The organism is Methylophilus sp. TWE2, assembly GCF_001183865.1.
Classification (GTDB): Bacteria; Pseudomonadota; Gammaproteobacteria; order Burkholderiales; family Methylophilaceae; genus Methylophilus.
Genome location: NZ_CP012020.1, coordinates 2834104 through 2859709 on the forward strand (window position 1 = coordinate 2834104; position 25606 = coordinate 2859709).

Here is a 25606-nt window from a genome sequence, read left to right on the forward strand (position 1 = left end):
GTTATAGCGTATAAATTAAGAGGGCGGATTATATGCCAGCTTGAGAAAGGTTGTCAACGGATTATTCTAAAATAATCAAATGCTCATTAGAAGATCCGCCCCCTTGGTAGGGCGCTAGAAAAATGACGCAGTTTTGTGGCATTTTTGCCATCAATTTTTTAAATAACTCAAATAAAACATGCTTTTACAGCAAATATTGAATGTTTTTTTGAGGATAGTTGCAAACCAGTGCTATATTAGCTCAGGTTTTTACTTTCTGCACAAGCCATATATTAAAATAATTTTCATGCTTTCAGGCATATACAAGGTTAAAAAACAGCCATTTTTTCTTGCCGCATGGTGGCCGTGGGTACTTGCTTCCCTGTTATTTGGATCCACTACGATTTCGCAAGCGGCCGAACTGAATAGCATCAGCATTGAATCCAGCCCCGGCCAGCCATTACTGGCACAGTTATCTCTTAACCATGTCACTTCAGACACCGATATCAGTTGCTTTAGCCTCAAGCAATCTCCCACTGATGCACAAGTGCATTTGGAATACACCACGCTGGGTAACCAGCAAGCATCATTGGTTCTGTGGTCTGAAAGCGTTGTCGCCAGTGTGCAATCGCTCACCCTCATCGATCACTGCCAGCACACCCAGCAGACATTGACCATACACGCTGACAATACAGTCACAGTCTCGACTGCTGCGCCACCCAAAGAATCCATACCGCCCGCCACTCAGGGGGTAACAGCCGTCACGGAAAAAATACCTTCTGAACCGGTACCAACGATCCCGGTTGAAGCCTATACCGCACTGCAGGCGCAAATTAACGAGTTGCAGGACGGCTTTAAACAACTACAAACGAAGTCGGATATGTTATACGCCAGCAACCTGGCGCAAGCCAACATATTGGCCTCCTTGAAAACTCAACTCACGCAGCTGCAAAACGAAAACCATTTATTGCGCACCCTGGTCATGGCACTGGGATTGGCGCTGATTGCCAGCGGATTTTTCTTCGCAGACTGGTTACGCCGGAATGCAGCCGCGCCCAAAGTCATCAAATCGCGCAAATCTCACAATAGTGAATCACCCGCGAAAACTGACACCTCCGCGGGGCCAGCGACTCGACCAGGCCAACATTTTTCATCCACATTCCCTCCCGGAAATTTTCACGCGACCAATCCGGCGACGCAACCACCAGCTCAGAGCAAGCCTGCCAGTCGCCTCAAATCGGTCCCCATGCACGCGAATGATGATACCGTCGCGCCGTACCTTGTTCCGCAAAAACTCAGCTCTCAGCAAAGTACACAAACAGTGATGCAGGATGCATCCCGTTTATTTACTCACGGGCGCGTAAACCAGGCGATAGAGCACTTACAGCAGCACTTGGCCAAGCACCCGAAATGCTCCCCCTGGATGTGGCTCTATCTGTTGGATTTGCTATCCAAGGAAGGCAAGCAGCAAGAGTTTGATATCGTCGCCGGCGAGTGCCGCAAACATTTCAATTTGAATGTGGAACGCTCGCCAGACCTTAAACAACAAGGGATTGAATCGTTTCCACGGGTCATGAAGGCCCTGCAGCAGGCCTGGGGAACACCACAAGTGATTGCCCTGATTGACGATCTGGTTTACAACACACGCCTGGTGCCCCGCATGGGCTTTGAACGCAGCGTGTTTGAAGACTTGATGCTATTAAAGGAAATTGCCTGCCAGACACAAAACTTGCCGGCTGTCCCACCGGCACCAAAATCTGCTCATCAGGGGGAAGAACCTCTCAGCGGCAATTTGCGTGAGCTGCAACAACTATCAGAAGACATCTATATTCTGGCGCCAGCCGAACATACACCTTTCCAGTATTGGACGGATTTCACATTCGAGCTTGATGAGGCCTCTACCTTACGCAAGTCAGCCTAAGCAGTAGGCAGCGGCAATACCTGCCGTGAGCGCCGCGCCAATCCAGACATTTTCCAGAAATGCTTCAAAACACTCCCTAGGCTGGCGATGCCGGATAAGCGTATACTGCCGCACCACTTGAACGGCAGCAGCGGCCCAGCCCAGCCAGAAAAACCATCCCAGGGCCATCTCACGCGCCACCCCCGCAAGTATCAGCAGCATGGCAACAAAACACGCCATCACAGCCAGCACATCAAAACGGCCAAATGTGATCGCCGAAGAGCGAATACCTATCTTTAGGTCATCTGCCCTGTCTACCATAGCATAAGCGGTATCATAAGCTACCGACCAGAACACATTGGCCAGTAACACCCACCAGGCAATGGCAGGCACCATCCCCTGCAAAGCCACAAAAGACATGGGGATACCAAAACCAAAAGCAATGCCAAGATAAGCTTGTGGAATTGCAAAGAAGCGTTTGGTATAAGGATAGCTCACTGCCAGAAACAAGGCCGGGACAGACCATGCCACCACTTCCCAGCCCAGCGTACATACCAGCAAAAATGCAAGTAGTGTGAGGCCCAGGGCCACCGCATAAGCCTCTTTTACTGAAATCTCGCCGGTTGCCAGCGGCCGCAATTTTGTCCGCACCACAGCACCATCCCAATCCCGGTCAGCAATATCATTGAGCGCACAGCCAGCCGAGCGCATCAATATCGTCCCCAGCACAAATACCGTCACCACCCACGGCTGGGGCGATCCCTGTCCTGCAATCAGCAGGCCCCACAAAGTAGGCCAGAGCAGCAACCATATGCCGATCGGTTTATCAAGGCGCGTCAGCCGGTAATAAGCATGCCACTTAGCCTGCGATTGCATTACCATTTATCCCCAGACAGATTAACGGCCCGGCTGCATGGTACACGATGGCAAGAAAACCTCGGTCACCAGCAATCGAAAATGCCGCAGACAAAAAAGTGACCGCCGAGCCCATATCGGTTGCTGCCTGGCGGGTGGAAAATAGTGACAAAGCGCTTGATACAAAGGATGCCTTTTGGATAGCTTTCGATAATGCAATTGCCCACGGTTAACCCGTACATTGGCAAACAAAGCTGCGCCCAACGGTACCCGGCCTATATGACGCAAACCATGCCACTCGCCACGCAAATCTTTACGCGCAATGACACTATGCGCAAAGACTTGTGGTTGCCCTTGCCCCATCAGCATGACTTCGCGCACCCATGCACTGGTAGTCGCTGAGGCTTGTAACAATGCTTGTTCATCCACATTAGGTTTGCGCCATGCCTGAGACAGTACCTGTACCGAGAAGTCAGGATATTGCCGTTTTAGGCGTGCCGTTAAAGATCCACGTTCCACCAACCACGGGCGCAAAACATGCTGCCCTACAATGCGAGGTTGCCAACTGGAATCATTACGAAAATGCGACGTGTTCATACCAGCCTAGTGCGGCAATGGGAAGGTTTTAGGCAACCACACCCATAACTGGCCTTGCTGACGCATCGCGCCTGCCAGCTTGCCTGCAGATTCACCGTCACCCCAGTAAACATCCGCCCGCACCCCGCCTTTGATCGCGCCACCGGTATCTTGTGCCAGCATCAGTTGCTGCAACGGCTGTTGTGAATTGGGGTAGGTGCTAGCCAGGTAAACCGGCGCACCCAGCGGAACATAAAATGGATCTACAGCAATACTTCGCGCGGCCGTCAAAGGGACGCCTAGCGCACCCAGGGGGCCGGACAGCCCCACGGGCAATAATTTGAAAAACACATAACTCGGATTCGCGTCGAGCAGGGCACGTAACTGGTCTGGATGTTGCGCAGCCCATATCTTGATACCTTGCATGGACGCCTCACTTGCCACCATCTCGCCACGCTCAACCAGCAATTTCCCTATCGATTGATAAGGATGCCCGTTCTGGTCGGCATAGCCGACCGGCAAACGCTCACCATTTTCCAACTCGACAATCCCCGAGCCTTGCACCTGCAGGAAAAAGGCTTCTACAGGGTCATTCACCCATAACAATTCGCTGCCAGCCAGTGGGGACTGCAGTTGCTCAATTTCTGCGCGTGTGTAATAGGGGATCAAAGATTGCCCTTGCAGGCGGCCACGAACACGCTTGTATTTAAGCTCAGGAAACAATGCTGAAAGATTGACTGTAATCAAGTCTGCAGGGACTTTATACAGTGGCACCGGATAACGGTCGCTAGCATTGCGCGCGCCTTTCAACACCGGTTGATAATAGCCCGTGATCAATCCTTGTTGTGCGCCATCAGGTTGTTGCGTCTGATAGATATTGAAATATTGCTGCCAGTAAGCCTGTATCGCAACCGCATCATCCGCATTCACAGCTAAAGCGGCACTACACACCGTCTGCCAGTCAGCTTTGTTCTTAAGGCCCTGGCAACTCTGCATCCACGCACGCCAGCTTGCCACCCAGTCTTCACTGGCCAACCCAGGCAAATCGGCCCAGTTTGCCGCTTTGAGCAAGGCATAAGGTTGGGTAGGAGCAGATGGCGTGGTGCTGGCTGGCTTCTCCGTCGCCGGAGCAGTTTGCTTGGCTGTCGGTGGCTTGTGTGGTTGAGAAGCTGGAGGCACAGTTTGGCAACCCACCACCAAAAATGCAGTAGCCAGCAATAGGCTCTGGCGTATATTAAAAATAGGATTGATTAGCAACACTTGTCTTGACTTCGCTGAAAGCTGTAATTAATGCAAGCCAGCTGCCTGATGCAGCCAAAACGTCGGGATATCGACCTCAAACCAGTGACCGTCCACGGCCACCATTTGGTATGTGCCATACATTTCGCCACTCGGTGTACTGAACATGACGCTGCTGGTATAACTATATTCAGCGCCAGGCGCCAGCAACGGCTGTTCGCCGACAACGCCTAATCCTTTTACCTCGCGCACCTGTTGCAGTGCATCAGTAATCACCCAATGGCGGCTTATGAGTTGTGACGAAATTTTGCCAACATTGCGGATCGTGATGGTATAAGCATACACATATTGCGCTGCTTCGGGCGAAGATTGCGCCTCAAGGTACTCGGTCACTACCGAAACTTCACATGCGTACATGCCTTGGTCTGTCACGATTAACCTATCATATCTGTGGTGGGGGAGCTCGGACTGGCTGAATAGAGTTTTTTCGCCATACGCCCAGCAAGGAACGACTCACGCCCGGCCTCAATCGCTTTTTTCATAGCACTGGCCATCAGCACAGGATCACGTGCGGCGGCAATGGCTGTATTCATCAACACCCCGGCACACCCGAGTTCCATGGCGATGGCCGCATCCGACGCGCAACCCACGCCAGCATCCACTAGCACAGGAATTTTGGCGTTTTCAATAATAATCTGCAGGTTCCACGGATTTAAAATCCCCATGCCGGAACCAATCAATGATGCCAGTGGCATCACGGCCACACAGCCAATGTCTTCCAGTTGTTTGGCGATAATCGGGTCATCCGAGGTATACACCATCACCTCAAAACCTTCCTTGACCAGGGTTTTGGCTGCTGCAATGGTTTCTGTCACATTGGGGTATAAAGTATTCGGATCGCCCAGCACTTCCAGCTTGACCAGCCTATGGTCATCGAGCAACTCACGCGCCAGACGCAAGGTACGCACAGCCTCTTCAGCGCTATAGCAACCTGCCGTATTGGGCAAATAGGTGAACTCATCTGGCGGCAAATAGTCGAGCAACGACGGTTCGTTGGCATTCTGGCCGATATTGGTGCGGCGGATGGCGACCGTGATAATTTCAGCACCACTGGCGTCAATCGCAGCACGCGTCTGCGTAAAATCCTTGTATTTGCCGGTACCCACCAACAGGCGGGATTGATAACTCTTACCGGCGATGACCAAAGCATCACTCATATTCCAAACTCTCTATTCACTCTTTTCAGCCGCAATCACCTTGCACCGCAACTAACCGCCACCAACGGCACCTACAATTTCCAACTTATCGTCCGCCTGCAATTGCACTTGTGCGAACTGGCTGCGCGGCACGATATCGCCGTTACGTTCAATGGCAATGCGTTTGCCAGTCAACTGCATATGCTCAACCAGTGCCATGACACTCATGGCTTCTGTCGGCAGCGGCATGGCTTTACCGTTGACAAAAATTTGCATACTGCGTTTCATTCACGATTAGTCAAACCGGTATTTTACGAAAAATCAGTGGTTTTGGCTTTAATGTTTTTAGTATGCGCCTTTATTTCGCACCTGAGGCAAAGCCTTGTCATCCAAACCTGATTGTCATGCGTTGAAATTAGCAAACATGGCACCATGTTTGCTTGTATGTTGCAGCAATACAAATATGTCGTACGAAATTGACAAGTTTGGTCATTACGGCAGATTACGCATTGCTGGACAAGGAACTTTTTGTTAATTTGGGCGCCACATGCACGACGAACACAATTCGTCGACTTGACCCCGAAATATTGAAATCCCAAAAGGAAGATTGAAATGCAGATTGTAGAGTCATACCAACCAGCTTCGTCCCAGCATTTTTTAGTGGACGAAATTTATGCACCAAGCTTGAAACCCACCGCTGCAAACTTGGCTACCTCCAAGGCAGCTGCTCAAGCGCAACAACACCTGAAAGCGATCACTGAGTTACACCGTTTTCTGGAATCCAGCTGCGACTGCGTTTAATTACGCATTTCAAGTTGGCGCAAGACCCGATATCGGGTCACGTTTTTTAACTTAACGCATTAGCTAATTGCGTTAATCAGAATAATCCGTACACAGATGAATTATCTCTGTGATCAAGGTTTTATTCCCTCATCAGGCCGTATAGCCCAATAAAAAAGATGGCGACCAGCGCCATCTTTTTGTTTTTTCTGCCTCTAGGCACCCGACAGGATGCCCACTAAGATACTATTCAATCGTCAATTGCGGACGACCTGCTTCTGGCCAATCGAGGTGGAAGAACTGGCCACGTGGCTGGTCTTTACGCTCATAAGTATGTGCGCCAAAGTAGTCACGCTGGCCTTGCAGCAAGTTAGCTGGCAAATCAGCGCTTCTGTAACCATCGTAGTAAGCCAGCGCCGCAGCAAAGCCTTGCGCGGGGATACCATTGGTCACTGCCAGCGCAATCACTTTACGCCAGCCAGCCTGGCCTTCGTTCATGGCATTGGTGAAATAAGGGTCCAGCATCAGGTTTTTCAACCGTGAGTTCAATGCATAAGCATCAGTGATTTTTTGCAGGAAGCGCGCACGGATGATACAACCACCACGCCAGATCTGTGCGATCTCACCGAAGTTGAGTTTCCAGTTGTAAGCCACCTGCGCTTTGTCGATGAGCTGGAAGCCTTGTGCGTAAGCGCAGATTTTGGAGCAATACAAGGCATTTCTGATGGCCTCAATAATAACGGCCTTGTCTTTCTCTTGCACGATGGCTGGCCCCTTGAGGATCTTGCTCGCTTCTACACGCTCTTCTTTCAAGCTGGACAAGGCACGCGCATAGACTGCCGCGGCAATCGCGTTGGCTGGTGCACCCAACTCCAGCGCGTTAGCGGCGGTCCACTGACCAGTGCCTTTCTGGCCTGCGGTATCCAGAATGTTGTCGACCAGGAAGCCTTTGCCTGACGGATCTTTTTGTTGCAGGATATCTGCGGTGATTTCGATCAGGAAGCTGGACAACTCGCCCTTGTTCCACTCAGCGAATACTTTACCGATTTCGTCAGCTGGCATGCCGAGCAGGTTTTTCATGAGCCAGTAGGCTTCGCAGATCAATTGCATATCGATGTATTCGATACCGTTGTGCACCATTTTCACATAGTGACCTGCGCCGTCCGGGCCGATATATTCAGCACAGGAAAAGCCGCCTTCTACCGGTTTTCCGGGAGTGCCCCCTTCCAATGGCGTACCAGTGACAGGATCCACCTTGGCGGCAATATCACGCCAGATCGGCTCCAGGCTTGCCCAAGCCTTGCGTGTACCAGAAGGCATCAGCGATGGGCCGAAACGGGCACCGGTCTCGCCACCGGATACGCCGGAGCCAATAAACTCGATGCCTTTGGCAGCCAGCTCTTTTTCACGGCGGATAGTGTCCGTCCACAAGGCATTGCCGCCATCAATAATAATGTCGCCCTGCTCCAAAAAGGGCAACAAAGCGTTAATCGTCACATCGGTGGCGCTACCGGCTTTAACCAGCAGCACAATCTTGCGAGGACGTTTGATACTTAATACAAAAGAGGCCAGGTCAGCATGACCAACCACACGCTCGTGTGAAGGCTCGTTCTTTTTGCACTCTTCGATGAAGTTCAGCATCTTTTTCGGGTCACGGTTATAGACCGCGATGGTATAGCCGTGATCCGCAATGTTAAGCGCCAGGTTTTGGCCCATCACTGCCAATCCTACCAATCCAATATCCGCATTTTTTGTAGTCATAGTTATCTCTAATAAATGGTTAATTTAGTTGAAAAAAAAGCACAGGCTTTTGGCCTGTGCTTAGACTAGGGTATGTATTGAATATTCCATGCAAGCTGTATTGAAAATCGCAACTGGCATAAGACATTCAGCACCATAGTTTTCTGTCACTCAAGTCTGGTTGTGCACGCTTACTTGAGTACGTTACCGAACATTTGCAAGGTCAACTGATACCCCAGGTTGACCAGCTGCGCATCGTAACGTTCACCTTCATCGCGCATAAAGGCATGTTGTCCATTGAATTCATGCCAGGTGTAATGCAGGCCCGGCACCGCTGCAAAGCGGTTGTAGAGCTCCGCGCGCTTGTCGCCAGGGATATGCGGATCCTGCTTACCCCAGATCATGAGCAACTCACCCTTGATCTCGTTGATACGCTCCATGCTGTGCTGGCCTGGCTTGTTTGGAATAATCGTGGTGTGCAAATCGGTGGCGTAGAAGCAAGCAGTCGCTTTTACTTCAGGTTGCAAGGCGGCACGGAAAGCCAGATGACCGCCGATACAGAAACCTGCAGCCCCTAAGTTGCCGTCATACCAGGCCTGCGCATTCAGGTAATCAATAATGGCGCGGTTGTCAGTGTCGTAAGCCTGCACATCCTTGGCCATCTTGTCGGCATTGCCTTTGTCGCGGCCTGCATCATCGTACCCCAGTACTGTTCCAATCGGGTTTAGCTCATGGAATACTTCGGGCACCAGCACCGCATAACCATGCCCAGCCAAAAAGCGTGCAGCACGCTCAATCGGGCCGGTTTGCTGGAAAATTTCAGAATAAAACAAAACCGCTGGCACTTTGCCATCGTGTTTTGGACGATGAACATAAGTACGCATCACCCCTGTTGGAGTGTTCAAATCGACGATTTCGCTTGTAATCAGCATGGTAAATCCTTAAACGATCAAAAATATCGGCTATTCTAGCGCTGTTTGAGCGGCATTTCACGGGTAATATGGGCCTGAATGTGAATTTTTTGCTTTTTTAAGGTCGAAATCGGAGCACACTTACACACAATCTGCTACAGGAGTTGATATGCGCTTGATGCCTTGTATTTGTTTTTTGCCAGCCTGGCTCCTCCTGGCGCAAACGGCGCTGGCTGAACCCGACCACGAACTGGTCTACCGCCTAAAGGCATCTGTGGTAAAAGTGCATGCCATGACTGCCAGCGGCGGGCATGGCGTAGGCAGTGGCGTGGTGATTGATAAAGACACCGTGGCGACCAATTGCCATGTATTGGCGAACAGTAGCGGCATCAGCGTCTCCAAATTTGGCGACAGCATCAGCCCCACGGGCATGATTGCCGACTGGCGACATGATATCTGCCTGCTTAAATTTCAGTACCTTGAGTTACCTGCCGTCAAAATGGCTTCTGCGGCATCATTACATTACGGCGATGAAGTCTTTTCCATCGGCTTTCCTGGGGGCCCACCCAAACCGCAAACCATTAGCGGCAAGGTGCGCGCCTTATACCCTTATGACGACAGCCTGATTGTGCGTACGGACGCCGCGTTTGTCATGGGCTCAAGTGGCAGCCCCACCTTTAACCAGGCGGGCGAACTCGTTTCTTTAAGCACGTTTAAAAGCCCAGGCAAACAGGCTTATTTTTATAGTGTGCCTGTCGAATGGATAGGAGCACTCATTCATAAAGAGGCGGCAACCACTACCGCACCAGCTGAACCGCCTTTCTGGGATTTGCCTCTAGAAGCCCGACCTTACTGGATGCAAGTGGTCCAGCCTTACCAAAGTGGCGACTGGTCATCGTTAGAAAAGATTGCCCGCTTATGGCTCACCCAACAGCCAACCTCATCAGAAGCCTTTTTTTACCTCGCCAGCGCCTTACACGGGCAAGGCAAATTGAATGAAGCACAGCAAGCGTATGAACGCGCGACTACCTTGCAGCCTGCGCATATTGATGCCTGGAGCGGCCTGGCTCTGCTGGCACAACAAACACAACAGCCTGCCCTCCTGGTCAGCGCCGAGCAACATATTCAGCAGTTGGATAGCCAAGCCTGGCCGGATGTACAGCAACGCCTGCAAGAGCTGCGCTAGCATCATCAAGCGCAGCGGCTCTGATAGAATACGGTTTTTTGATGTTTACCAGATTGCATACTTATGACCTCTCGCAACCAGCAACTGTTTGAAAAATCCCAGCAACTGATTCCCGGCGGCGTCAACTCACCGGTCAGGGCTTTCCGTAGCGTAGGGGGCACACCGATTTTTTTCAAAAAAGGGCTGGGCTCCAGGTTGTGGGATGCAGATGGCAAGGAATATATTGATTACATCAACTCCTGGGGACCGATGATTTTAGGCCATGCGCATCCTGAAGTGATTGCCGCCGTACAACAAGCAGCCGCTAACAGTCTGAGTTTCGGCGCGCCGACTGGCCTTGAACTTGAAATGGCCGAGCTGATAAATACACTGGTGCCCAGCATGGAACAAGTGCGCCTGGTCAGCAGCGGCACCGAAGCCACCATGAGCGCCATCCGCGTGGCGCGTGGCTTTACCAAGCGCAACAAAATCATCAAATTTGAAGGCTGTTACCACGGCCACGCCGATGCTCTTCTGGTGAAAGCAGGTTCTGGCCTACTAACGTTTGGCGAGCCAAGTTCCGCTGGCGTGCCGCCAGAAGTGGCCGCTCATACACTGACACTGGATTACAACAATACGCAAATGCTGAAAGACACCTTTTCCAGCATTGGGGATGAAATTGCCTGTGTGATCCTGGAGCCTGTGGTTGGCAATATGAACCTGATTGTCCCGCACCAGGAGTTCCTGCAAACCTTGCGTGAACTCTGTACAAAACACGGCACGGTATTAATTTTTGATGAAGTCATGACTGGTTTCCGCGTGGCACTGGGCGGCGCACAAGCCTTGTATGGCATCACACCAGACATGACCACTTTGGGCAAAGTGATCGGTGGCGGTTTGCCTGTCGGTGCCTTTGGTGGACGCAAAGACATTATGAGCGTGTTGGCACCGCTGGGTCCGGTCTATCAGGCGGGCACATTGTCTGGTAACCCGGTAGCAGTGACTGCAGGCCTGACGACGCTGAAACTGATCCAGACTCCAGGTTTTTACGATCAACTAACCGCGCAAACAGCCAAACTCATGAATGGCATGAAACAAGCGGCGCAAAAAGCAGGTGTGACGTTCAGCGCACAAAGCGTGGGTGGCATGTTTGGTCTGAATTTCAGTGCCAGCAACCCGACCAGTTATGCCGAAATGATGTTGGCTGACAAAACGGCCTTTAACAAATTTTTCCATAGCATGCTGGATAGCGGCATTTATTTGGGCCCATCGGCGTTTGAAGCTGGCTTTGTGTCGGCCGCGCATACGGACGCCGATATTGAACAAACTGTAGAGGCGGCAACCGCCGCATTTGCTGGCTTGTAAGACATCCTTTCAAATCAAGCAATCATGAATGCCTGCCACGCCATTCAAGAGGCTGTGGCAGGCATCTGTGTCAACTCTTTGTACCGGCCAGCCCCCCATCTTTCAGACGAAAGAAAATGCTTGCCTAATAATACGTCGGCCTTTTCTTAACACCCAACCCTTTCGCCTCACTTTCCTCCACCCCAATTACCACCAAACAAACCCGCATAATCTTCACTACAGCACACCCAGTCCCGTTTTAAATTGGTAAATAAAAACCATTCTCAATTGAAATGCAAAAAAAGTTTTATGCGCCATTTAACGCATGCTAAACAATTGAAATTGCTAAACTTTAACGGTATCATTGAAGGTTCCTCCAAATGTTTTGTAAGTGAAGAATCTGGCAATGGACATGCAGTCTGACAACAACGTGATGAGTGCTTCTCAAGATACCGCAACCGCTCTGGACGACCAGTTTGGTTTAGCTCCGCAATCCCAGGGTTTATATGACAGACGCCACGAGAAAGATAGCTGTGGCGTAGGTTTTGTCGCCCATATTAAAGGCCAGAAAAGCCATGATATCGTCGCCAAGGGCCTTCAGCTGCTGGATAACCTGACCCATCGCGGCGCGACCGGTTACGACCCCAAGCTGGGTGACGGTGCTGGTTTGCTGATGCAAATGCCTGACACCTTCATGCGTGAAGAAGCCGCTAAACTGGGCATGACATTGCCAGCTGCCGGTCAATATGCGGTTGGTCAGGCCTTCTTGCCACAAAATGCAGACAATCGCGCCAAATGCGAAGCCATTTTTGCGCAGATCATCGCTGAAGAAAACCAGACATTGCTGGGCTGGCGTGATGTGCCTGTCGACAACAGCAATATTGCGGATGCTGCACGCGCGGTTGAGCCTACGATGCGCCAGGTATTTATTGCCAGCACGGTTGCCGACAACAATTCCTTTGAGCGTAAATGTTTTGTGATCCGCAAGCGGATCGAACATGCGATCCGTGCGCTGAACCTGCAAGACAAAGCCCAGTTCTACATGCCCTCTTTCTCTTCCCGTACCATTGTCTACAAGGGCATGCTGCTGGCTAACGAAGTCGGTGTTTACTATAAAGATCTCAAAGACGAACGCGTGGTCTCCGCATTAGCCCTGGTACACCAACGTTTTTCTACTAACACCTTCCCGGCCTGGGATCTGGCACATCCATTCCGCATGATTGCGCACAACGGTGAAATCAACACCGTGCAGGGCAACGTCAACTGGATGACCGCCCGTCACGAAACGATCAAGTCTGCCGTGTTGGGTGAAGACCTGGAAAAACTGTGGCCCCTGATTGTAGAGGGCCAGTCCGACTCTGCCTGTTTCGACAACTGTTTGGAATTGCTGGTGGCTGGCGGCTATAGCCTGCCTCACGCCATGATGATGCTGATTCCGGAAGCCTGGAACAACAACCCACTCATGGATGAAGACCGCCGCGCGTTTTACGAGTACCACGCTGCGATTATGGAACCATGGGATGGACCAGCTGCCGTTGCGTTTACTGACGGCAAGATGATTGGTGCCACGCTTGACCGTAACGGTTTGCGTCCAGCACGTTACCTGGTGACTGAAGATGACATCGTCATGATGGCGTCTGAAATGGGTGTCATTACCTTCCCACAAGAAAAAATCGTCAAGAAATGGCGTTTGCAGCCAGGCAAAATGTTGTTGATCGACATGGAGCAGGGCCGCATCATCGACGATGAAGAAGTTAAAACCGAATTGGCCCAGGCGAAACCTTACCGCCAATGGATTGAGCAAACACGTTTCCACCTGGCTGAACTACCAAGCGTAGGCGCGGGCGAAATCAGCCTGAAGGCTGATTTGCTGGATACGCAGCAAGCATTTGGCTACTCTCAGGAAGACCTTAAGTTTGTATTGCAGCCGATGATAGACAACGGCGAAGAAGGTTCTGGCTCTATGGGTAACGACGCGGCATTGCCCGTGTTGTCCAACAAAGCCAAAACCTTGTATAACTACTTCAAGCAGTTGTTTGCCCAGGTGACCAACCCGCCAATTGACCCGATTCGTGAAGAGCTGGTCATGTCTTTGGTAACATTTATTGGCCCTAAACCTAACTTGTTGGCAGTGGATGAAACCAACCCGCCATTACGTTTGGAAAGTAGCCAACCAGTATTGAGCCTGGATGGACTGGAAAAACTCAAACAAATCGAAACGCTGACCAAAGGCCAGTTCAAGTCTATCGTACTCGATCTGACTTACGATGCGGCCGACGGCAAAGACGGCATGAAGCAAGCGCTGGACATCTTGCATGACCAGGCAGAAAAAGCCGTTCACGACGGTTACAACGTATTAATCCTGTCTGACCGTGCCGTGTCGGCCAGCCGCATCGCGATTCCAGCCTTGCTGGCTTGTTCCGCGACGCATGAATTCCTGGTCAAAGCTGGACTGCGTACCAGCACCGGCTTGGTCATTGATACCGGTTCTGCACGTGAAGTGCATCACTTTGCCCTGCTGGCCGGTTACGGCGCTGAAGCCGTCTGTCCATGGCTGGTGTATGAAACCATGAAGACATTGACCAGCGACGTTGAAAAAGCTGGCAAGAACTTCGTTAAGGCGATTGGCAAAGGCTTATACAAAGTCATGTCCAAAATGGGCATTTCGACTTACCAGTCTTACTGTGGCGCACAGATTTTTGAAGCCATTGGCTTGAATAGCCAGTTTGTAAACGACTACTTCACCGGCACTGTCAGCCAGATTGAAGGCATAGGCCTGGAGCAAGTTGCCGAAGAAACTGTGCGCATGCATCAACAGGCTTTCGGTAATGATCCTGTGCTGTCCAACGCACTGGAAGCAGGTGGCGAGTACGCCTTCCGCGTGCGTGGTGAAGAACACTTGTGGACACCGATGTCCATCAGCAAATTGCAAAATGCGACCCGCACTGGCAAATACGAAACCTACAAAGAATATGCTGCTCTGATTAACGACCAGACCCGTCGTCATATGACCTTGCGAGGCCTGTTCGAAATTAAATCCGCAGGTAAAGCGATTCCGCTGGATCAGGTGGAATCCGCCAAGGAAATCGTCAAACGCTTTGCGACGGGCGCCATGTCACTGGGTTCTATTTCCACTGAAGCGCACGCCACATTGGCAATCGCCATGAACCGTATTGGTGGTAAATCCAACACTGGCGAAGGCGGTGAAGACGTTAAACGCTTCATTCCCGTACAAGTAGATTCCAGCATTGCCAAAGTGTTGGGTTCTGACCTGATCGAGGCCGATGTGGCCCTAAAAGCAGGCGATTCCCTGCGTTCACGCATCAAGCAAGTGGCTTCCGGCCGCTTTGGCGTCACCGCAGAATACCTGTCTAGCGCTGACCAGATCCAGATCAAAATGGCGCAAGGTGCCAAGCCTGGTGAAGGTGGTCAGTTACCGGGTCACAAGGTGTCCCCATACATTGCGAAATTGCGTTTCTCTGTGCCTGGCGTGGGCTTGATTTCACCACCGCCACACCACGACATTTACTCCATTGAGGATCTGGCACAGTTAATTCACGATTTGAAAAACGCCAATCCTAAAGCGTCTATCTCTGTCAAACTGGTGTCTGAAACCGGGATTGGTACCGTTGCTGCCGGCGTAGCCAAGGCCAAATCTGACCACATTGTGGTCGCAGGCCACGATGGTGGTACGGGTGCTTCTCCGATTTCATCGATCAAACATGCCGGTACACCATGGGAACTCGGCTTGGCCGAAACCCAGCAAACCCTGGTCTTGAACCAGTTGCGCGGTCGCGTCGTAGTGCAAGTTGACGGGCAAATGAAAACTGGCCGTGACGTGCTGATTGGTGCCTTGCTAGGTGCTGACGAGTTTGGTTTTGCGACCGCACCACTGGTGGTTGAAGGCTGTATCATGATGCGTAAGTGTCATCTGAACACCTGCCCGGTAGGGGTGGCGACGCAAGATCCTGAGTTGCGCAAGAAATTTACCGGCCAGCCAGAGCATGTGGTGAACTACTTCTTCTTTGTGGCTGAAGAAGTGCGTGAACTGATGGCCAGCATTGGGATTGCCAAGTTTGATGACCTGATTGGCCGTGCAGACTTGCTGGACATGAAAGCGGGTATTGAGCACTGGAAAATCAATGGCCTGGACTTCAGCAAGGTCTTCCACTTGCCAGACATGCCAGCCAGCGTCTCGCGCAAAAACAATGATGTGCAAGACCATGGCTTGGTAAAAGCGCTGGACAACAAACTGATCGAGCTGGCTAAACCAGCCCTGGAAAAAGGCGAAAAGGTCAGGATTGACCTGCCAATCGTAAATACCAACCGTACCGTAGGTACCATGCTGTCTCATGAAGTGGCGAGCCGGTATGGTCATGATGGTTTGCCAGATGGCACCATCAGCGTTAAGTTTACTGGTACCTCCGGCCAGAGTTTCGCCGCATTCCTGGCCAAAGGTATTACCTTTGAATTAACGGGTGAAGGTAACGACTACGTAGGTAAAGGCCTGTGTGGTGGCCGTATCATCATCAAACCACCAGCAACCTTCCGCGGCTTGTCCTACGAAAACATTATTGTCGGCAACACTGTGATGTATGGTGCAACTACCGGCCAAAGCTTCTTCAGTGGCGTGGCTGGCGAGCGCTTCTGTGTACGTAACTCAGGCGCGACTGCAGTGGTCGAAGGCGTGGGCAACCATGGCTGTGAATACATGACTGGCGGTACAGTGCTGGTGCTGGGTCAAACCGGCCAGAACTTCGCAGCCGGTATGAGTGGTGGCATTGCTTACGTGTATGACATCGACGGCCAGTTTGCCCAGCGCTGCAACATGAGCATGGTGTCACTGGAAAAGGTCGAAGCTGCCGAAGCCGACGTTGGCAAAGTGCAGCATCTGGGTCAGCCGGATGAAGTGATTCTGAAAGGCCTGATTGAACAGCACCTGGCACTCACTGGTAGTCCCCGTGCCAAAGAGTTGTTGGCTGACTGGCCGGTTTCACGTGCGAAATTCGTGAAAGTATTCCCGAACGAATACAAACGCGCACTGACCGAAATGGCTGCAGCTTCTGCCAAACAAGCCGCTTAATCGTTTTTGTTAATTGAATGCCCCGCCTAAAAGCGGGGCCTTGTTAAGGTTGCGCGTGAACGACGCAACAGGGAAGAGATGATTTCACATGGGTAAAGTCACAGGTTTTATGGAATTTGACCGTCTGGCAGAAGAAAATCTGCCAGTGAAAGAGCGTGTCAAGAACTACAAAGAGTTCGTCCTGCATTTGACAGACGACCAGGCCAAACAGCAAGGTGCCCGCTGCATGGATTGCGGCATCCCTTTCTGTACCACTGGCTGTCCGATCAACAACATCATTCCTGACTGGAATGACTTGGTATATCACCAGGACTGGCGCACCGCGATTGACGTGTTGCACTCCACCAACAACTTCCCTGATTTTACCGGCCGTATCTGTCCGGCACCATGTGAAGCGGCCTGTACGCTCAACATTAACAACGATGCCGTCGGAATCAAATCCATCGAGCACGCGATTATCGACAAAGCCTGGGAAAACGGTTGGGTCACACCACAGATCAACCCAAACAAAACCGGCAAGAAAATTGCAGTGGTAGGCTCAGGCCCGGCAGGCCTGGCAGCAGCCCAGCAATTAGCGCGTGCAGGCCACGATGTGACTGTCTTCGAGAAAAATGACCGTATCGGTGGCTTGCTGCGCTATGGTATCCCAGACTTCAAACTGGATAAATCCAATATCGACCGCCGTATCGCTCAAATGGAAGCCGAAGGCGTGACCTTCAAGGTCAACCAGAATGTAGGCGAAAACGTGAGTGCCGCTGATCTGGAACGCGATTTTGATGCGGTTATCCTGGCTGGCGGTGCTGAATTACCGCGCGACCTGCCTGTACCAGGCCGTGAGCTTGATGGCGTGCATTTCGCCATGGACTTCCTCACACCAAACAACAAGATGGTGGCAGGTGACACTGTGCCCAACCAGATCAAGGCCACAGGCAAGCACGTGGTGGTGATTGGTGGCGGTGACACCGGTTCTGACTGCGTGGGCACTTCCAACCGCCACGGCGCTGCCAGCGTCACACAATTTGAGTTGATGCCACAACCGCCAGAAAAAGAAAATAAATCCCTGGTATGGCCAAACTGGCCACTCAAAATGCGTACTTCAAGCTCACACGAAGAAGGTGCAAAGCGTGACTGGTCCATTACTACCAAAGAATTGATCGGCGAGAACGGCAAATTGACCGCACTCAAAGGTGCTCGCGTAGAGTGGAAAGACGGCAAAATGGTTGAAGTGCCTGGTTCTGAATTCACCATCAAAGCTGACTTGGTATTCCTGGCCATGGGTTTTGTTTCTCCAGTACAAAAAGTGCTGGATGCCTTTGGTGTGGAAAAAGATAACCGTGGCAATGCCAAAGCGACCACTGATGGCGAAGGCTGCTACAAAACCAGCAAGGCAAAAGTATTTGCTGCGGGCGATATCCGCCGTGGTCAATCCCTGGTAGTGTGGGCTATCCGTGAAGGTCGTCAGTGCGCACGTGAAGTCGATGCATTCCTGATGGGATCATCAACGCTTCCAAGATAAATACTCAACCATGCGCGCCTGTTTAGCAATTTTATTTTGCATAGCCTTTACTGGGTGTGCTCAAACAATAGAATCTGCAAAGCAGGCGCAGTCAACTGCAAGATCATGTTGTACTACAATCGCCCAGTTACCATATGAAGATTTAGAGCCAAATAATCACCAACTCACCTTTGATATCAATACAAATTCACCATACTTTAATTTTGAATCAGGTGGTAGTTATTTCAAAGCATTCAGTCTAAAACCATCACTGAAAAGCGACAAGAAACTATCGTTAAAAAGCTATATTCAAACTCTTGGATTTGGCAGAAAAAATTATTTTTTTCAGCCAGCACTATTGTTACTAGACAACAATTTTCAAGTCATTGCAAATTCAACCTCTATCTCTGAACTAATCAGAAATGATTTATTTTCATCAGGTGATGTAGTACTGAATAAGTCTGTTGATTTACCCGCTAATGTACAATACCTAATCATTTACACTACCCCTCAACTGATGGATGCAAAAACACTTTATCAGTTTAATCAATCCACATATGCTTCTGGAGTTGTCTTATCAAACGATGGGATAGCTGACTTTCCAAGCGGGCCCGTTGGAAAATTAAGCATTAAATTGCAATAAAAAACAATGCTAACAAACGACACCTTCTTGCGCGCCCTGCTACGCCAACCTACTGAATACACACCAGTCTGGATGATGCGTCAGGCTGGGCGTTACCTGCCGGAATACCGTGAAAGCCGTAAAACCGCTGGCAGCTTTATGCAATTATGCCAAAGCCCGGCATTTGCGACCGAAGTGACTCTGCAACCGCTGGACCGCTATCCACAACTGGATGCTGCCATCTTGTTCAGCGATATCCTAACCGTGCCAGACGCCATGGGCCTGGGCTTGTATTTTGAAGAAGGCGAGGGTCCTAAATTTGAGCGGACCTTACAAGACGAGGCAGATATCCTCAAACTTGAAGTGCCTGACATGGCCAAGCTGCAGTACGTATTTGACGCTGTCAGTAGCATCCGTCAAGCATTAAATGGCCGCGTGCCCTTGATCGGTTTCTCCGGTAGCCCATGGACGCTGGCGACCTATATGGTTGAAGGCAAAGGCGGCACTGACTTCCTGAACACCAAAAAGATGGGCTATGCCCGACCAGAGCTGCTGCATCGCATTCTGGACATCACTGCACAAACAGTGACTCAGTATCTCAACGCGCAAATTGCTGCGGGTGCCCAGGCCGTGATGATTTTTGATTCCTGGGGTGGCGCACTCTCGCACCATGCCTACACCGAGTTTTCGCTTAATTACATGCAAAAAATCGTGGCTGGACTGACCAAAACCGCAGAAGGTAAACCGGTACCGAGTATCGTCTTCACCAAAGGTGGTGGTTTATGGCTGGAAGCACAAGCGGCCATCGGCGCAGATGCCCTTGGGTTGGACTGGACAGTAGACCTTGGACAAGCCCGTCAACGCGTGGGCAGCGAAGTGGCGCTGCAAGGCAATATGGATCCGGCCATTCTACTGAGCTCACCTGCAGCGATTGAAAAAGAAGTGGCCCGCATACTGTCGAGCTATGGGCATGGTCACGGGCATGTCTTTAATCTTGGCCATGGCATCACGCAGTGGACACCGCCAGAACATGCTGCCTGCATGCTGGAAACCCTGCGCAAACTGAGTCCGACATATCATCAATCACTCAGTTAACACAGCAATCACAAAAAAGCCCCGCCAGGTGACGGGGCTTTTTAATATCCAGTAAAGCGTGACTACTTCAGAGACATTCTGGACATGGTCTCATCCTTGTCTATGAATTTGTGCTTGAGTGCACCCAATACATGCACAATCAGCAACACAACCAGCAAGTTGGCACCAAACTCATGTAATTCCTCATAAGTATGACGCATCGCTTTATCATCCACACCATCAAGAACATGCAATCCAAACCAGTTGATTCCAAACTTGCTGCTCAGTGACATCAGCAATCCCGTCAGCGGAATCGCAATTATGAGCAAGTAAAATAAGTGATGCGTACCTGTCGCCAACTTACGTTCCCAAACACGATAGCTGCTCAGCATCACAGGTGGCTTATGGGTAATTCGCCAATACAGTCTGAATAACACCAGCGCAAACAGTGTGAGACCGACAGATTTGTGAAGATTAAAGTAAAACATGCGTGGACTGCCTGGCTCTGAGAGTTGCCAGGTATAAAGCCCCCAATCAAACAGGTCGAATGCGATTTGCTTGGGGCCTTCTTTTGGTAAATCAGTCATATACCAACCCAATCCAATCATGAAGAAAATGGCAAGGGCAATCAGCCAGTGCAAAATAATCGCCACTTTGGTGTAACGCTGGGTTGAACTCATTGAATCTCCTTTGTTGATTTGAGGTGACCAGCCTGTGACAGTGGTCACTTTGATGCCACGCATGAATTGTTTATGATGCATGAATCATTCATGGGTGAGCCGTCATGTTATCAAAAATCAACCGTTTTGGTGTGTCTCTTGCATACCTATTTGTAACACTGTGTAGCCAAGTCTGGGCCGAAGACTTTGAATTTAAACAGGTTGCGAACGGCATCTATGTGCACCACGGCAAACATCTGGATATTGATGAAGGCTATCAGGGGGATATCTGTAACCTTGGCGTCATTATCGGCCACGAAGCGATTGCTGTGATTGACAGTGGCGGCAGCAAACATACCGGCGAACAGTTACTCGCCGCCATTCGCCGCATCAGCCCTTTGCCCATCCGCTATGTCATCAACACCCATGTACACCCTGACCATACCTATGGTAACGCTGCTTTTCAAAATGGTAGCACCCATTTTGTGGGTCACGAAAAATTAGCGACCAACATGCTGCTGCGTAAAGAACAATATGAAAAGCTAAACACACGGCTACTGGGGGCTGACGGCGCGGCCAGCACCACCATCCCCCCGGACACACTGGTGCATGCCGAGCAAACGCTAGACCTCGGCAATCGCGTTTTGCAGTTACAAGCACGCAAGGTGGCGCATACGCATACTGACCTCACCATCCTGGACACGCAAACCAACACTCTGTTTGCCGGTGACCTGCTGTTTGCACAACGAACCCCGGTGGTAGAAGGGGATCTCAAAGGCTTGATTGCCGTACTTGAACAGATCAATCAGCAACAATACTCGCTCATCGTACCCGGTCACGGACTCGAAAGCAGCGACCAGCAAACCATTATTGGCAACGAATTGCGTTACCTGAACTTGTTATTGGCAGATATCCGTAACAACATTAAAAAAGGCATCAGCATGGAGCAAACCATGGACACCGCCGCAGCCTCTGAGCGCGACAAATGGCAATTATTCGATATTGCCAACCGGCGAAATGTCAATGTGATTTACCCGCAACTGGAGTGGGAATAGCGATCCAAGACCGTTATAAAAACCTTTTCGCCAATGCGGTCTGTTGTTTCAAGCCCAGATTCACCAGCCTGGGCGCCAGCCCGTTCAGCCAGGCAAAAAAACTTTGTGGCTGGCCAATAAACAATTCCTGCTGATCTTTTTGCAGTGCTCGCACAATCTTGTCTGCAACCTGCAGGGGATCATCCACTGCCTGGCCTGCAGCCTGCCACATGGCATTGGTACGATCATCATTCATTGGCGTCGCAATGGCACGCGGTGCAATGTAGGTAATGCCGATATTGCTATCGACCAACTCACGTCGCAACGCCTGGCTAAAGCCATGCAACGCGAACTTGCTGGCGCAATAGGTGGCAAAATGCGGAAAACCCAAGGAACCAAAGATGGAGCCGATAAATGCCAGATGACCACGCCCGCGCTCTACAAAATATTCCGCAAATGCCTTGCTCAATAGCAAGGTGGCTGTGACATTGGTGTGTATCATATTATCGATACTCGCTTCAGTTTGCCGGGCAAACTCGGTGAACTCGATCACGCCGGCATTGTTAATCAGTAAATCGACATGGCCCATTTCACGCAACGATTGCTTTAATATCTGAGCCGCCATATTCGGCTGCGCCAGATCGGCCACCACAATATGTGACTGACCGCCTTGCGCAATCACCTTTTGCTGCAAAGCATGCAATTTAACGGCGTCACGTCCCACCAGGCAGACGATGGCCCCTTTTGCACTCAATGCAAGCGATAAAGCCGCGCCCAAACCACCGGTGGCACCCGTGATCACGACATGAAGATTTTTTAGTTCCATTGTTGATTGCCCCTGACCATCCGGTTAATGTTGGCTCAATGACACGTGTTGAAAGATATCAGCATACAAACGGTAAAAGCGTTTGGCCGCATGTATGATCATCTGCTGATCCTCTGGCTTGGTAACCTGGTTCATCAGGCTTTCATAAAATGAGACGTGACTGATATCCAGTGAACCATGTGAAAACAGGTAGCTGAATGCTTTCTTTGGCAAGTTTAGTGCCTGCATGATTTTCTCTCCCGCCTGTGTCGCAACCGCAGTGCTGGTGCCTTCCAGCACCAATACCATACCAAAGAATCCGAGTGGATTCACCCGGCAAATCATATCGTAGGCGTAGGCCACCATCACCTCCGTAGCATGGCAGGCCGCATCTGCCTCGGTTGCACTGTTGCGCACCGCCTCTTTGTCACCGCCACAGGCTTCGATATCATTGAGCACCCATTCCTGGTGCCCCATCTCTTCTTCAATATATTCACCAATCGCCGTACGCAGCCATTCATACTCACCGCTCAACCGGCCGCCGCAAGCCATCAGCAATGGCGTCGTATGTTTGACGTGATGATAGGCTTGTGTCAAAAAAGCCTTGTAGGTATTCAAGCTGATATTGCCTTGTGCGCCCTGCACAATCAGCGGCAAGCTCATTAAGGCATGCCGTTCAGCTTCAGTTTCATTTAATAATGTCTGATAAAAACTCATTCATATTCCTTCATAGATCGCATGAATGTCGGCTGCATAAGCTTGAACAATCATATCGCGTTTTAACCGGCCATTTGCCGTGAGTTGTCCGTTTTGTGGGGTGAAAGGTTGACGGGCAAATACCAGATCACCTATCTGCGCATAATCCGGCAACTCGAGGTTAGCCCGTGCCACCGCCTGAGCCACCCGCTCGACGCTGAATTGCGGTTGCGCCACCACCACCGCCACATTAAACGGCCTCGCTTCTCCAATCACACAAGCCTGTAACAATCCGGCCTGGTGGATTAATGTACTTTCTACCCACTCAGGCGACACATTGCGACCAAAGGAGGTAATAAACATATTTTTCTTTCTACCCGAGAGATACCAGTAACCATCAGCATCTTGGTAAGCCAAATCTCCAGTCGCCAGATACCCTTCCTCATCGAGCACAGGCGCAATATCACCACCAGCCTGGTGGTAGCCTTGATATATTGCGCCCTTCACCCAGAGCTCGCCGCCATGGTCAACCCGCAACTGCACATGCGGCAAAGGCATGCCGATGCTGCCAGGCTTGTGCGCTTGTGGTGTATTCAACGTCACTACCGAAGCGCACTCAGACAAGCCATACCCTTCATACACAGGTAAACCAAGCTGATGCGCCTGCTGAATCAGCAGCGCTGCCACCTTGGCACCACCGACGGCGACGAAGCGCAGATGCGTCAATGGCGGATGTCCAGCGTGTAAATAAGCCACCAGCGCACGTAATAGCTCCGGAATCAGGATAGCCGTTGTTGCCTGGCTGTTTGCCAGGCCTTGATACAAACGGCTAATCTCAAACTGGCTGCCACTAAAACCCACCTCCTGGCAAGGATAAACAATGACCGTCGCACCGGAAATCAGGCTGGCATACACCCCTGCAACATTCTCAAGCAAGGTCGCCAGCGGCAGCACACAAAAATGGCGATCGGCATGATCAGGCTGCGTTAATCGCCGGATCGAATCAGCCACCTGCCACATGTTTTGCGCCGTCAGACACACACCTTTGGGCGCACCAGTGGTCCCTGAGGTATACGTGATCTTTTGCGCACCGGAAGCACGGTCCTGTTGGTTGAGGCGCATCATCGTCACAGTTTTGCCCGCAACGGTCCAACTATCCAGCAACTCACTTGCTGGATAGAGTTGCAGCCAGGCATCCGATGCATCCGTCAATAGCAGGCTGACGCCTGCATCCTGTATGGCATGTTGCTTTTGGCTTGCTGAAAAAAAAGCCGGGATAGGCACATTGGTCCAGCCTGCGGCCAGCACGGCCAGATCCAGCACAATCCAGGCCGGGCTGTTATCCATTGCCAACGCAATGCTCGCCGGCTCGGCCAATGTGGTCAACGCAGTAGCCAGTGCAGACACTTCAGACATCAGTTCACCATAGGTCAACTGACCGGCCATGCCTTGCAAAGCCAACCGATCAGGATCCCGCTCCGCTTGCAGGTTGAGTTCCTGTAGTAGCAGGATTGAAAATTGCTCCATTACAGCGGGTCCGCCACGCCGCGAATGGCGACAATCTGTGGCGTGTGTTTATAGTAGCTACCCCATTTGGCACGCTCTTCTGCACTTAACCGTTCCGGGTTGGCCATGGCCATGGGAAACAAATCCACCCCACCTTTAATCAGGCCATTCTGTAAACTGTGGTGCGCAGTCGCCACGCCCCAGGGTAAATCCATACTCAGGCTATGTTGTATGACGTGCGCAATCAGCACACCGGCATTACGCGGATTCGCCACCGCCAGATTACCAATACAAGTGATTTCTGCGCGGCGTATGTTTCTTTGCAGTTGTCGCGACATCAATTGCTCAATCGGCTCATCGACATACTGTTCCAGAAACAGTTTTTCTTGTGCCGCATTGCGTAAGCCAAATGCCGCCATCAGAATTCCGCTGGCATCGCGCAACGCAACCAATTGAGGCATAAATTGATTTACCTCAGCCCCATAGACCTGCTTGAATACCGCCGCAATAAATGCCTCCACTTCCTGACGGCATGGCGCATCACGCTCCACCAGATGGCTGGTGATTTCATTGACCTGGTAACGTTTTGACTGGGCAAACTGCCTGGACTCATAGGCAGGAGACGCATAATAAAAAGCACTGTCAGCTTGTGTTTGCAACATTGGTTTTTCCTTGCCAGATTGGGACTTGCCTAGCTAGTTGCAAACCCTGTGCCAGTCACACTTTTCATATATAAATCAATCACCTAACACTCAACTCCCATACAGAGTCCTGCATTTTTTGCAGATCGGGACGAGTTAGCTTTCGATGAAATCCTGCATTTTTTGCAGAAAAGTAGCCATCTCTTTCTGGCTTCCCTCTTAGCCATCATTCCAAAAAGTCTATGCGGATCAATATATTAGCGTGCAAATCTGTGTTCTTTTGAGCAGGTGGCACGCGCTTTGCGA

At 50.9% G+C, this 25606-nt stretch carries 21 protein-coding genes; 8 read left to right on the top strand and 13 right to left on the bottom strand.

Going from position 1 to position 25606, the window contains the following annotated elements; genetic code table 11:
- Positions 1-286: 286 nt before the first annotated feature.
- Entirely contained in the window at positions 287-1900 is a 1614-nt protein-coding gene (locus ACJ67_RS13395; protein WP_231587189.1) for a hypothetical protein, read from the top strand.
- Here the strand turns inward: ACJ67_RS13395 and ubiA are convergent.
- The 8 genes from ubiA to ACJ67_RS13440 form a co-directional block, all read right to left on the bottom strand.
- Positions 1892-2755 (bottom strand): 4-hydroxybenzoate octaprenyltransferase, encoded by an 864-nt coding sequence (gene ubiA, locus ACJ67_RS13400; RefSeq protein ID WP_049639498.1) that lies wholly within the window; start codon positions 2753-2755, stop codon positions 1892-1894. The genes ACJ67_RS13395 and ubiA overlap by 9 nt on opposite strands.
- A gap of 21 nt (positions 2756-2776) precedes the next feature.
- The gene (locus tag ACJ67_RS13405; protein ID WP_049639499.1) at positions 2777-3331 is read right to left on the bottom strand and encodes a chorismate lyase; all 555 of its coding nucleotides are present in this window, start codon (positions 3329-3331) and stop codon (positions 2777-2779) included.
- 6 nt (positions 3332-3337) lie between these two features.
- The gene (locus ACJ67_RS13410) at positions 3338-4567 is read right to left on the bottom strand and encodes a murein transglycosylase A (RefSeq protein WP_231587190.1); all 1230 of its coding nucleotides are present in this window, start codon (positions 4565-4567) and stop codon (positions 3338-3340) included.
- Between the two features lie 30 nt (positions 4568-4597).
- Positions 4598-4981 carry a Co2+/Mg2+ efflux protein ApaG gene (gene apaG, locus ACJ67_RS13415; RefSeq protein WP_049639500.1) on the bottom strand — a complete coding sequence of 128 codons (384 nt, stop codon included), beginning with the start codon at positions 4979-4981 and terminating at the stop codon, positions 4598-4600.
- Positions 4982-4983: 2 nt separating this feature from the next.
- Positions 4984-5766, bottom strand: coding sequence for a thiazole synthase (locus ACJ67_RS13420; protein ID WP_049639501.1), 783 nt, complete (start codon positions 5764-5766; stop codon positions 4984-4986).
- A 51-nt stretch (positions 5767-5817) separates the two neighbouring features.
- Complete coding sequence (thiS, locus tag ACJ67_RS13425; RefSeq protein WP_018987554.1) at positions 5818-6021, bottom strand: sulfur carrier protein ThiS; 204 nt, start codon at positions 6019-6021, stop codon at positions 5818-5820.
- A gap of 750 nt (positions 6022-6771) precedes the next feature.
- Positions 6772-8286 (bottom strand): NADP-dependent phosphogluconate dehydrogenase, encoded by a 1515-nt coding sequence (gene gndA / locus ACJ67_RS13435; protein WP_049639503.1) that lies wholly within the window; start codon positions 8284-8286, stop codon positions 6772-6774.
- A 170-nt stretch (positions 8287-8456) separates the two neighbouring features.
- Positions 8457-9197 (bottom strand): dienelactone hydrolase family protein, encoded by a 741-nt coding sequence (locus ACJ67_RS13440; protein ID WP_049639504.1) that lies wholly within the window; start codon positions 9195-9197, stop codon positions 8457-8459.
- A gap of 148 nt (positions 9198-9345) precedes the next feature.
- Between ACJ67_RS13440 and ACJ67_RS13445 the strand changes: the two genes are divergently transcribed.
- The 6 genes from ACJ67_RS13445 (at position 9346) to hemE (ending at position 19980) form a co-directional block, all read left to right on the top strand.
- Entirely contained in the window at positions 9346-10362 is a 1017-nt protein-coding gene (locus ACJ67_RS13445) for a serine protease (protein WP_082164059.1), read from the top strand.
- A 63-nt stretch (positions 10363-10425) separates the two neighbouring features.
- Entirely contained in the window at positions 10426-11706 is a 1281-nt protein-coding gene (hemL, locus tag ACJ67_RS13450) for a glutamate-1-semialdehyde 2,1-aminomutase (protein ID WP_049639505.1), read from the top strand.
- Positions 11707-12118: 412 nt separating this feature from the next.
- On the top strand, positions 12119-16768 hold the full coding sequence (gltB, locus tag ACJ67_RS13455; protein ID WP_369799114.1) for a glutamate synthase large subunit: 4650 nt from the start codon (positions 12119-12121) through the stop codon (positions 16766-16768).
- An 88-nt stretch (positions 16769-16856) separates the two neighbouring features.
- Positions 16857-18284, top strand: a complete 1428-nt coding sequence (locus ACJ67_RS13460) for a glutamate synthase subunit beta (protein ID WP_049639507.1) — start codon at positions 16857-16859, stop codon at positions 18282-18284.
- Positions 18285-18294: 10 nt separating this feature from the next.
- Positions 18295-18906: a MalM family protein gene (locus tag ACJ67_RS14730; protein WP_082164061.1), complete on the top strand. Its 612-nt coding sequence runs from the start codon at positions 18295-18297 to the stop codon at positions 18904-18906.
- Positions 18907-18912: 6 nt separating this feature from the next.
- Positions 18913-19980, top strand: a complete 1068-nt coding sequence (gene hemE, locus ACJ67_RS13465; protein WP_049639508.1) for a uroporphyrinogen decarboxylase — start codon at positions 18913-18915, stop codon at positions 19978-19980.
- Between the two features lie 62 nt (positions 19981-20042).
- Here hemE and ACJ67_RS13470 read toward each other — a convergent pair whose 3' ends face one another.
- Positions 20043-20639: a cytochrome b gene (locus ACJ67_RS13470; RefSeq protein WP_049639962.1), complete on the bottom strand. Its 597-nt coding sequence runs from the start codon at positions 20637-20639 to the stop codon at positions 20043-20045.
- 104 nt (positions 20640-20743) lie between these two features.
- Here ACJ67_RS13470 and ACJ67_RS13475 point away from each other — a divergent pair, with 104 nt between their 5' ends.
- Positions 20744-21673, top strand: a complete 930-nt coding sequence (locus tag ACJ67_RS13475) for a quinoprotein relay system zinc metallohydrolase 2 (RefSeq protein WP_049639509.1) — start codon at positions 20744-20746, stop codon at positions 21671-21673.
- A gap of 13 nt (positions 21674-21686) precedes the next feature.
- Here ACJ67_RS13475 and ACJ67_RS13480 read toward each other — a convergent pair whose 3' ends face one another.
- The 4 genes from ACJ67_RS13480 to ACJ67_RS13495 are packed head-to-tail and all read right to left on the bottom strand — an operon-like array spanning position 21687 to position 25321.
- Complete coding sequence (locus ACJ67_RS13480; RefSeq protein WP_049639510.1) at positions 21687-22478, bottom strand: SDR family oxidoreductase; 792 nt, start codon at positions 22476-22478, stop codon at positions 21687-21689.
- A 24-nt stretch (positions 22479-22502) separates the two neighbouring features.
- Positions 22503-23174 (bottom strand): TenA family transcriptional regulator, encoded by a 672-nt coding sequence (locus ACJ67_RS13485; RefSeq protein WP_049639511.1) that lies wholly within the window; start codon positions 23172-23174, stop codon positions 22503-22505.
- Entirely contained in the window at positions 23175-24680 is a 1506-nt protein-coding gene (locus ACJ67_RS13490) for an AMP-binding protein (RefSeq protein WP_231587191.1), read from the bottom strand.
- The gene (locus ACJ67_RS13495; protein ID WP_049639512.1) at positions 24680-25321 is read right to left on the bottom strand and encodes a thermostable hemolysin; all 642 of its coding nucleotides are present in this window, start codon (positions 25319-25321) and stop codon (positions 24680-24682) included. Before ACJ67_RS13495 ends, ACJ67_RS13490 begins: the two co-directional genes overlap by 1 nt.
- Positions 25322-25606 lie beyond the last annotated feature (285 nt).

Coding starts and splice junctions, on each gene's coding strand:
- ACJ67_RS13395 (WP_231587189.1), top strand. CDS start 287: ATGCTTTCAGGCATATACAAGGTTAAAAAACAGCCATTTTTTCTTGCC.
- ubiA (WP_049639498.1), bottom strand. CDS start 2,755: ATGCAATCGCAGGCTAAGTGGCATGCTTATTACCGGCTGACGCGCCTT.
- ACJ67_RS13405 (WP_049639499.1), bottom strand. CDS start 3,331: ATGAACACGTCGCATTTTCGTAATGATTCCAGTTGGCAACCTCGCATT.
- ACJ67_RS13420 (WP_049639501.1), bottom strand. CDS start 5,766: ATGAGTGATGCTTTGGTCATCGCCGGTAAGAGTTATCAATCCCGCCTG.
- thiS (WP_018987554.1), bottom strand. CDS start 6,021: ATGCAAATTTTTGTCAACGGTAAAGCCATGCCGCTGCCGACAGAAGCC.
- gndA (WP_049639503.1), bottom strand. CDS start 8,286: ATGACTACAAAAAATGCGGATATTGGATTGGTAGGATTGGCAGTGATG.
- ACJ67_RS13440 (WP_049639504.1), bottom strand. CDS start 9,197: ATGCTGATTACAAGCGAAATCGTCGATTTGAACACTCCAACAGGGGTG.
- ACJ67_RS13445 (WP_082164059.1), top strand. CDS start 9,346: ATGCGCTTGATGCCTTGTATTTGTTTTTTGCCAGCCTGGCTCCTCCTG.
- hemL (WP_049639505.1), top strand. CDS start 10,426: ATGACCTCTCGCAACCAGCAACTGTTTGAAAAATCCCAGCAACTGATT.
- gltB (WP_369799114.1), top strand. CDS start 12,119: ATGAGTGCTTCTCAAGATACCGCAACCGCTCTGGACGACCAGTTTGGT.
- ACJ67_RS13460 (WP_049639507.1), top strand. CDS start 16,857: ATGGGTAAAGTCACAGGTTTTATGGAATTTGACCGTCTGGCAGAAGAA.
- ACJ67_RS14730 (WP_082164061.1), top strand. CDS start 18,295: ATGCGCGCCTGTTTAGCAATTTTATTTTGCATAGCCTTTACTGGGTGT.
- hemE (WP_049639508.1), top strand. CDS start 18,913: ATGCTAACAAACGACACCTTCTTGCGCGCCCTGCTACGCCAACCTACT.
- ACJ67_RS13470 (WP_049639962.1), bottom strand. CDS start 20,639: ATGAGTTCAACCCAGCGTTACACCAAAGTGGCGATTATTTTGCACTGG.
- ACJ67_RS13475 (WP_049639509.1), top strand. CDS start 20,744: ATGTTATCAAAAATCAACCGTTTTGGTGTGTCTCTTGCATACCTATTT.
- ACJ67_RS13480 (WP_049639510.1), bottom strand. CDS start 22,478: ATGGAACTAAAAAATCTTCATGTCGTGATCACGGGTGCCACCGGTGGT.
- ACJ67_RS13485 (WP_049639511.1), bottom strand. CDS start 23,174: ATGAGTTTTTATCAGACATTATTAAATGAAACTGAAGCTGAACGGCAT.
- ACJ67_RS13490 (WP_231587191.1), bottom strand. CDS start 24,680: ATGGAGCAATTTTCAATCCTGCTACTACAGGAACTCAACCTGCAAGCG.
- ACJ67_RS13495 (WP_049639512.1), bottom strand. CDS start 25,321: ATGTTGCAAACACAAGCTGACAGTGCTTTTTATTATGCGTCTCCTGCC.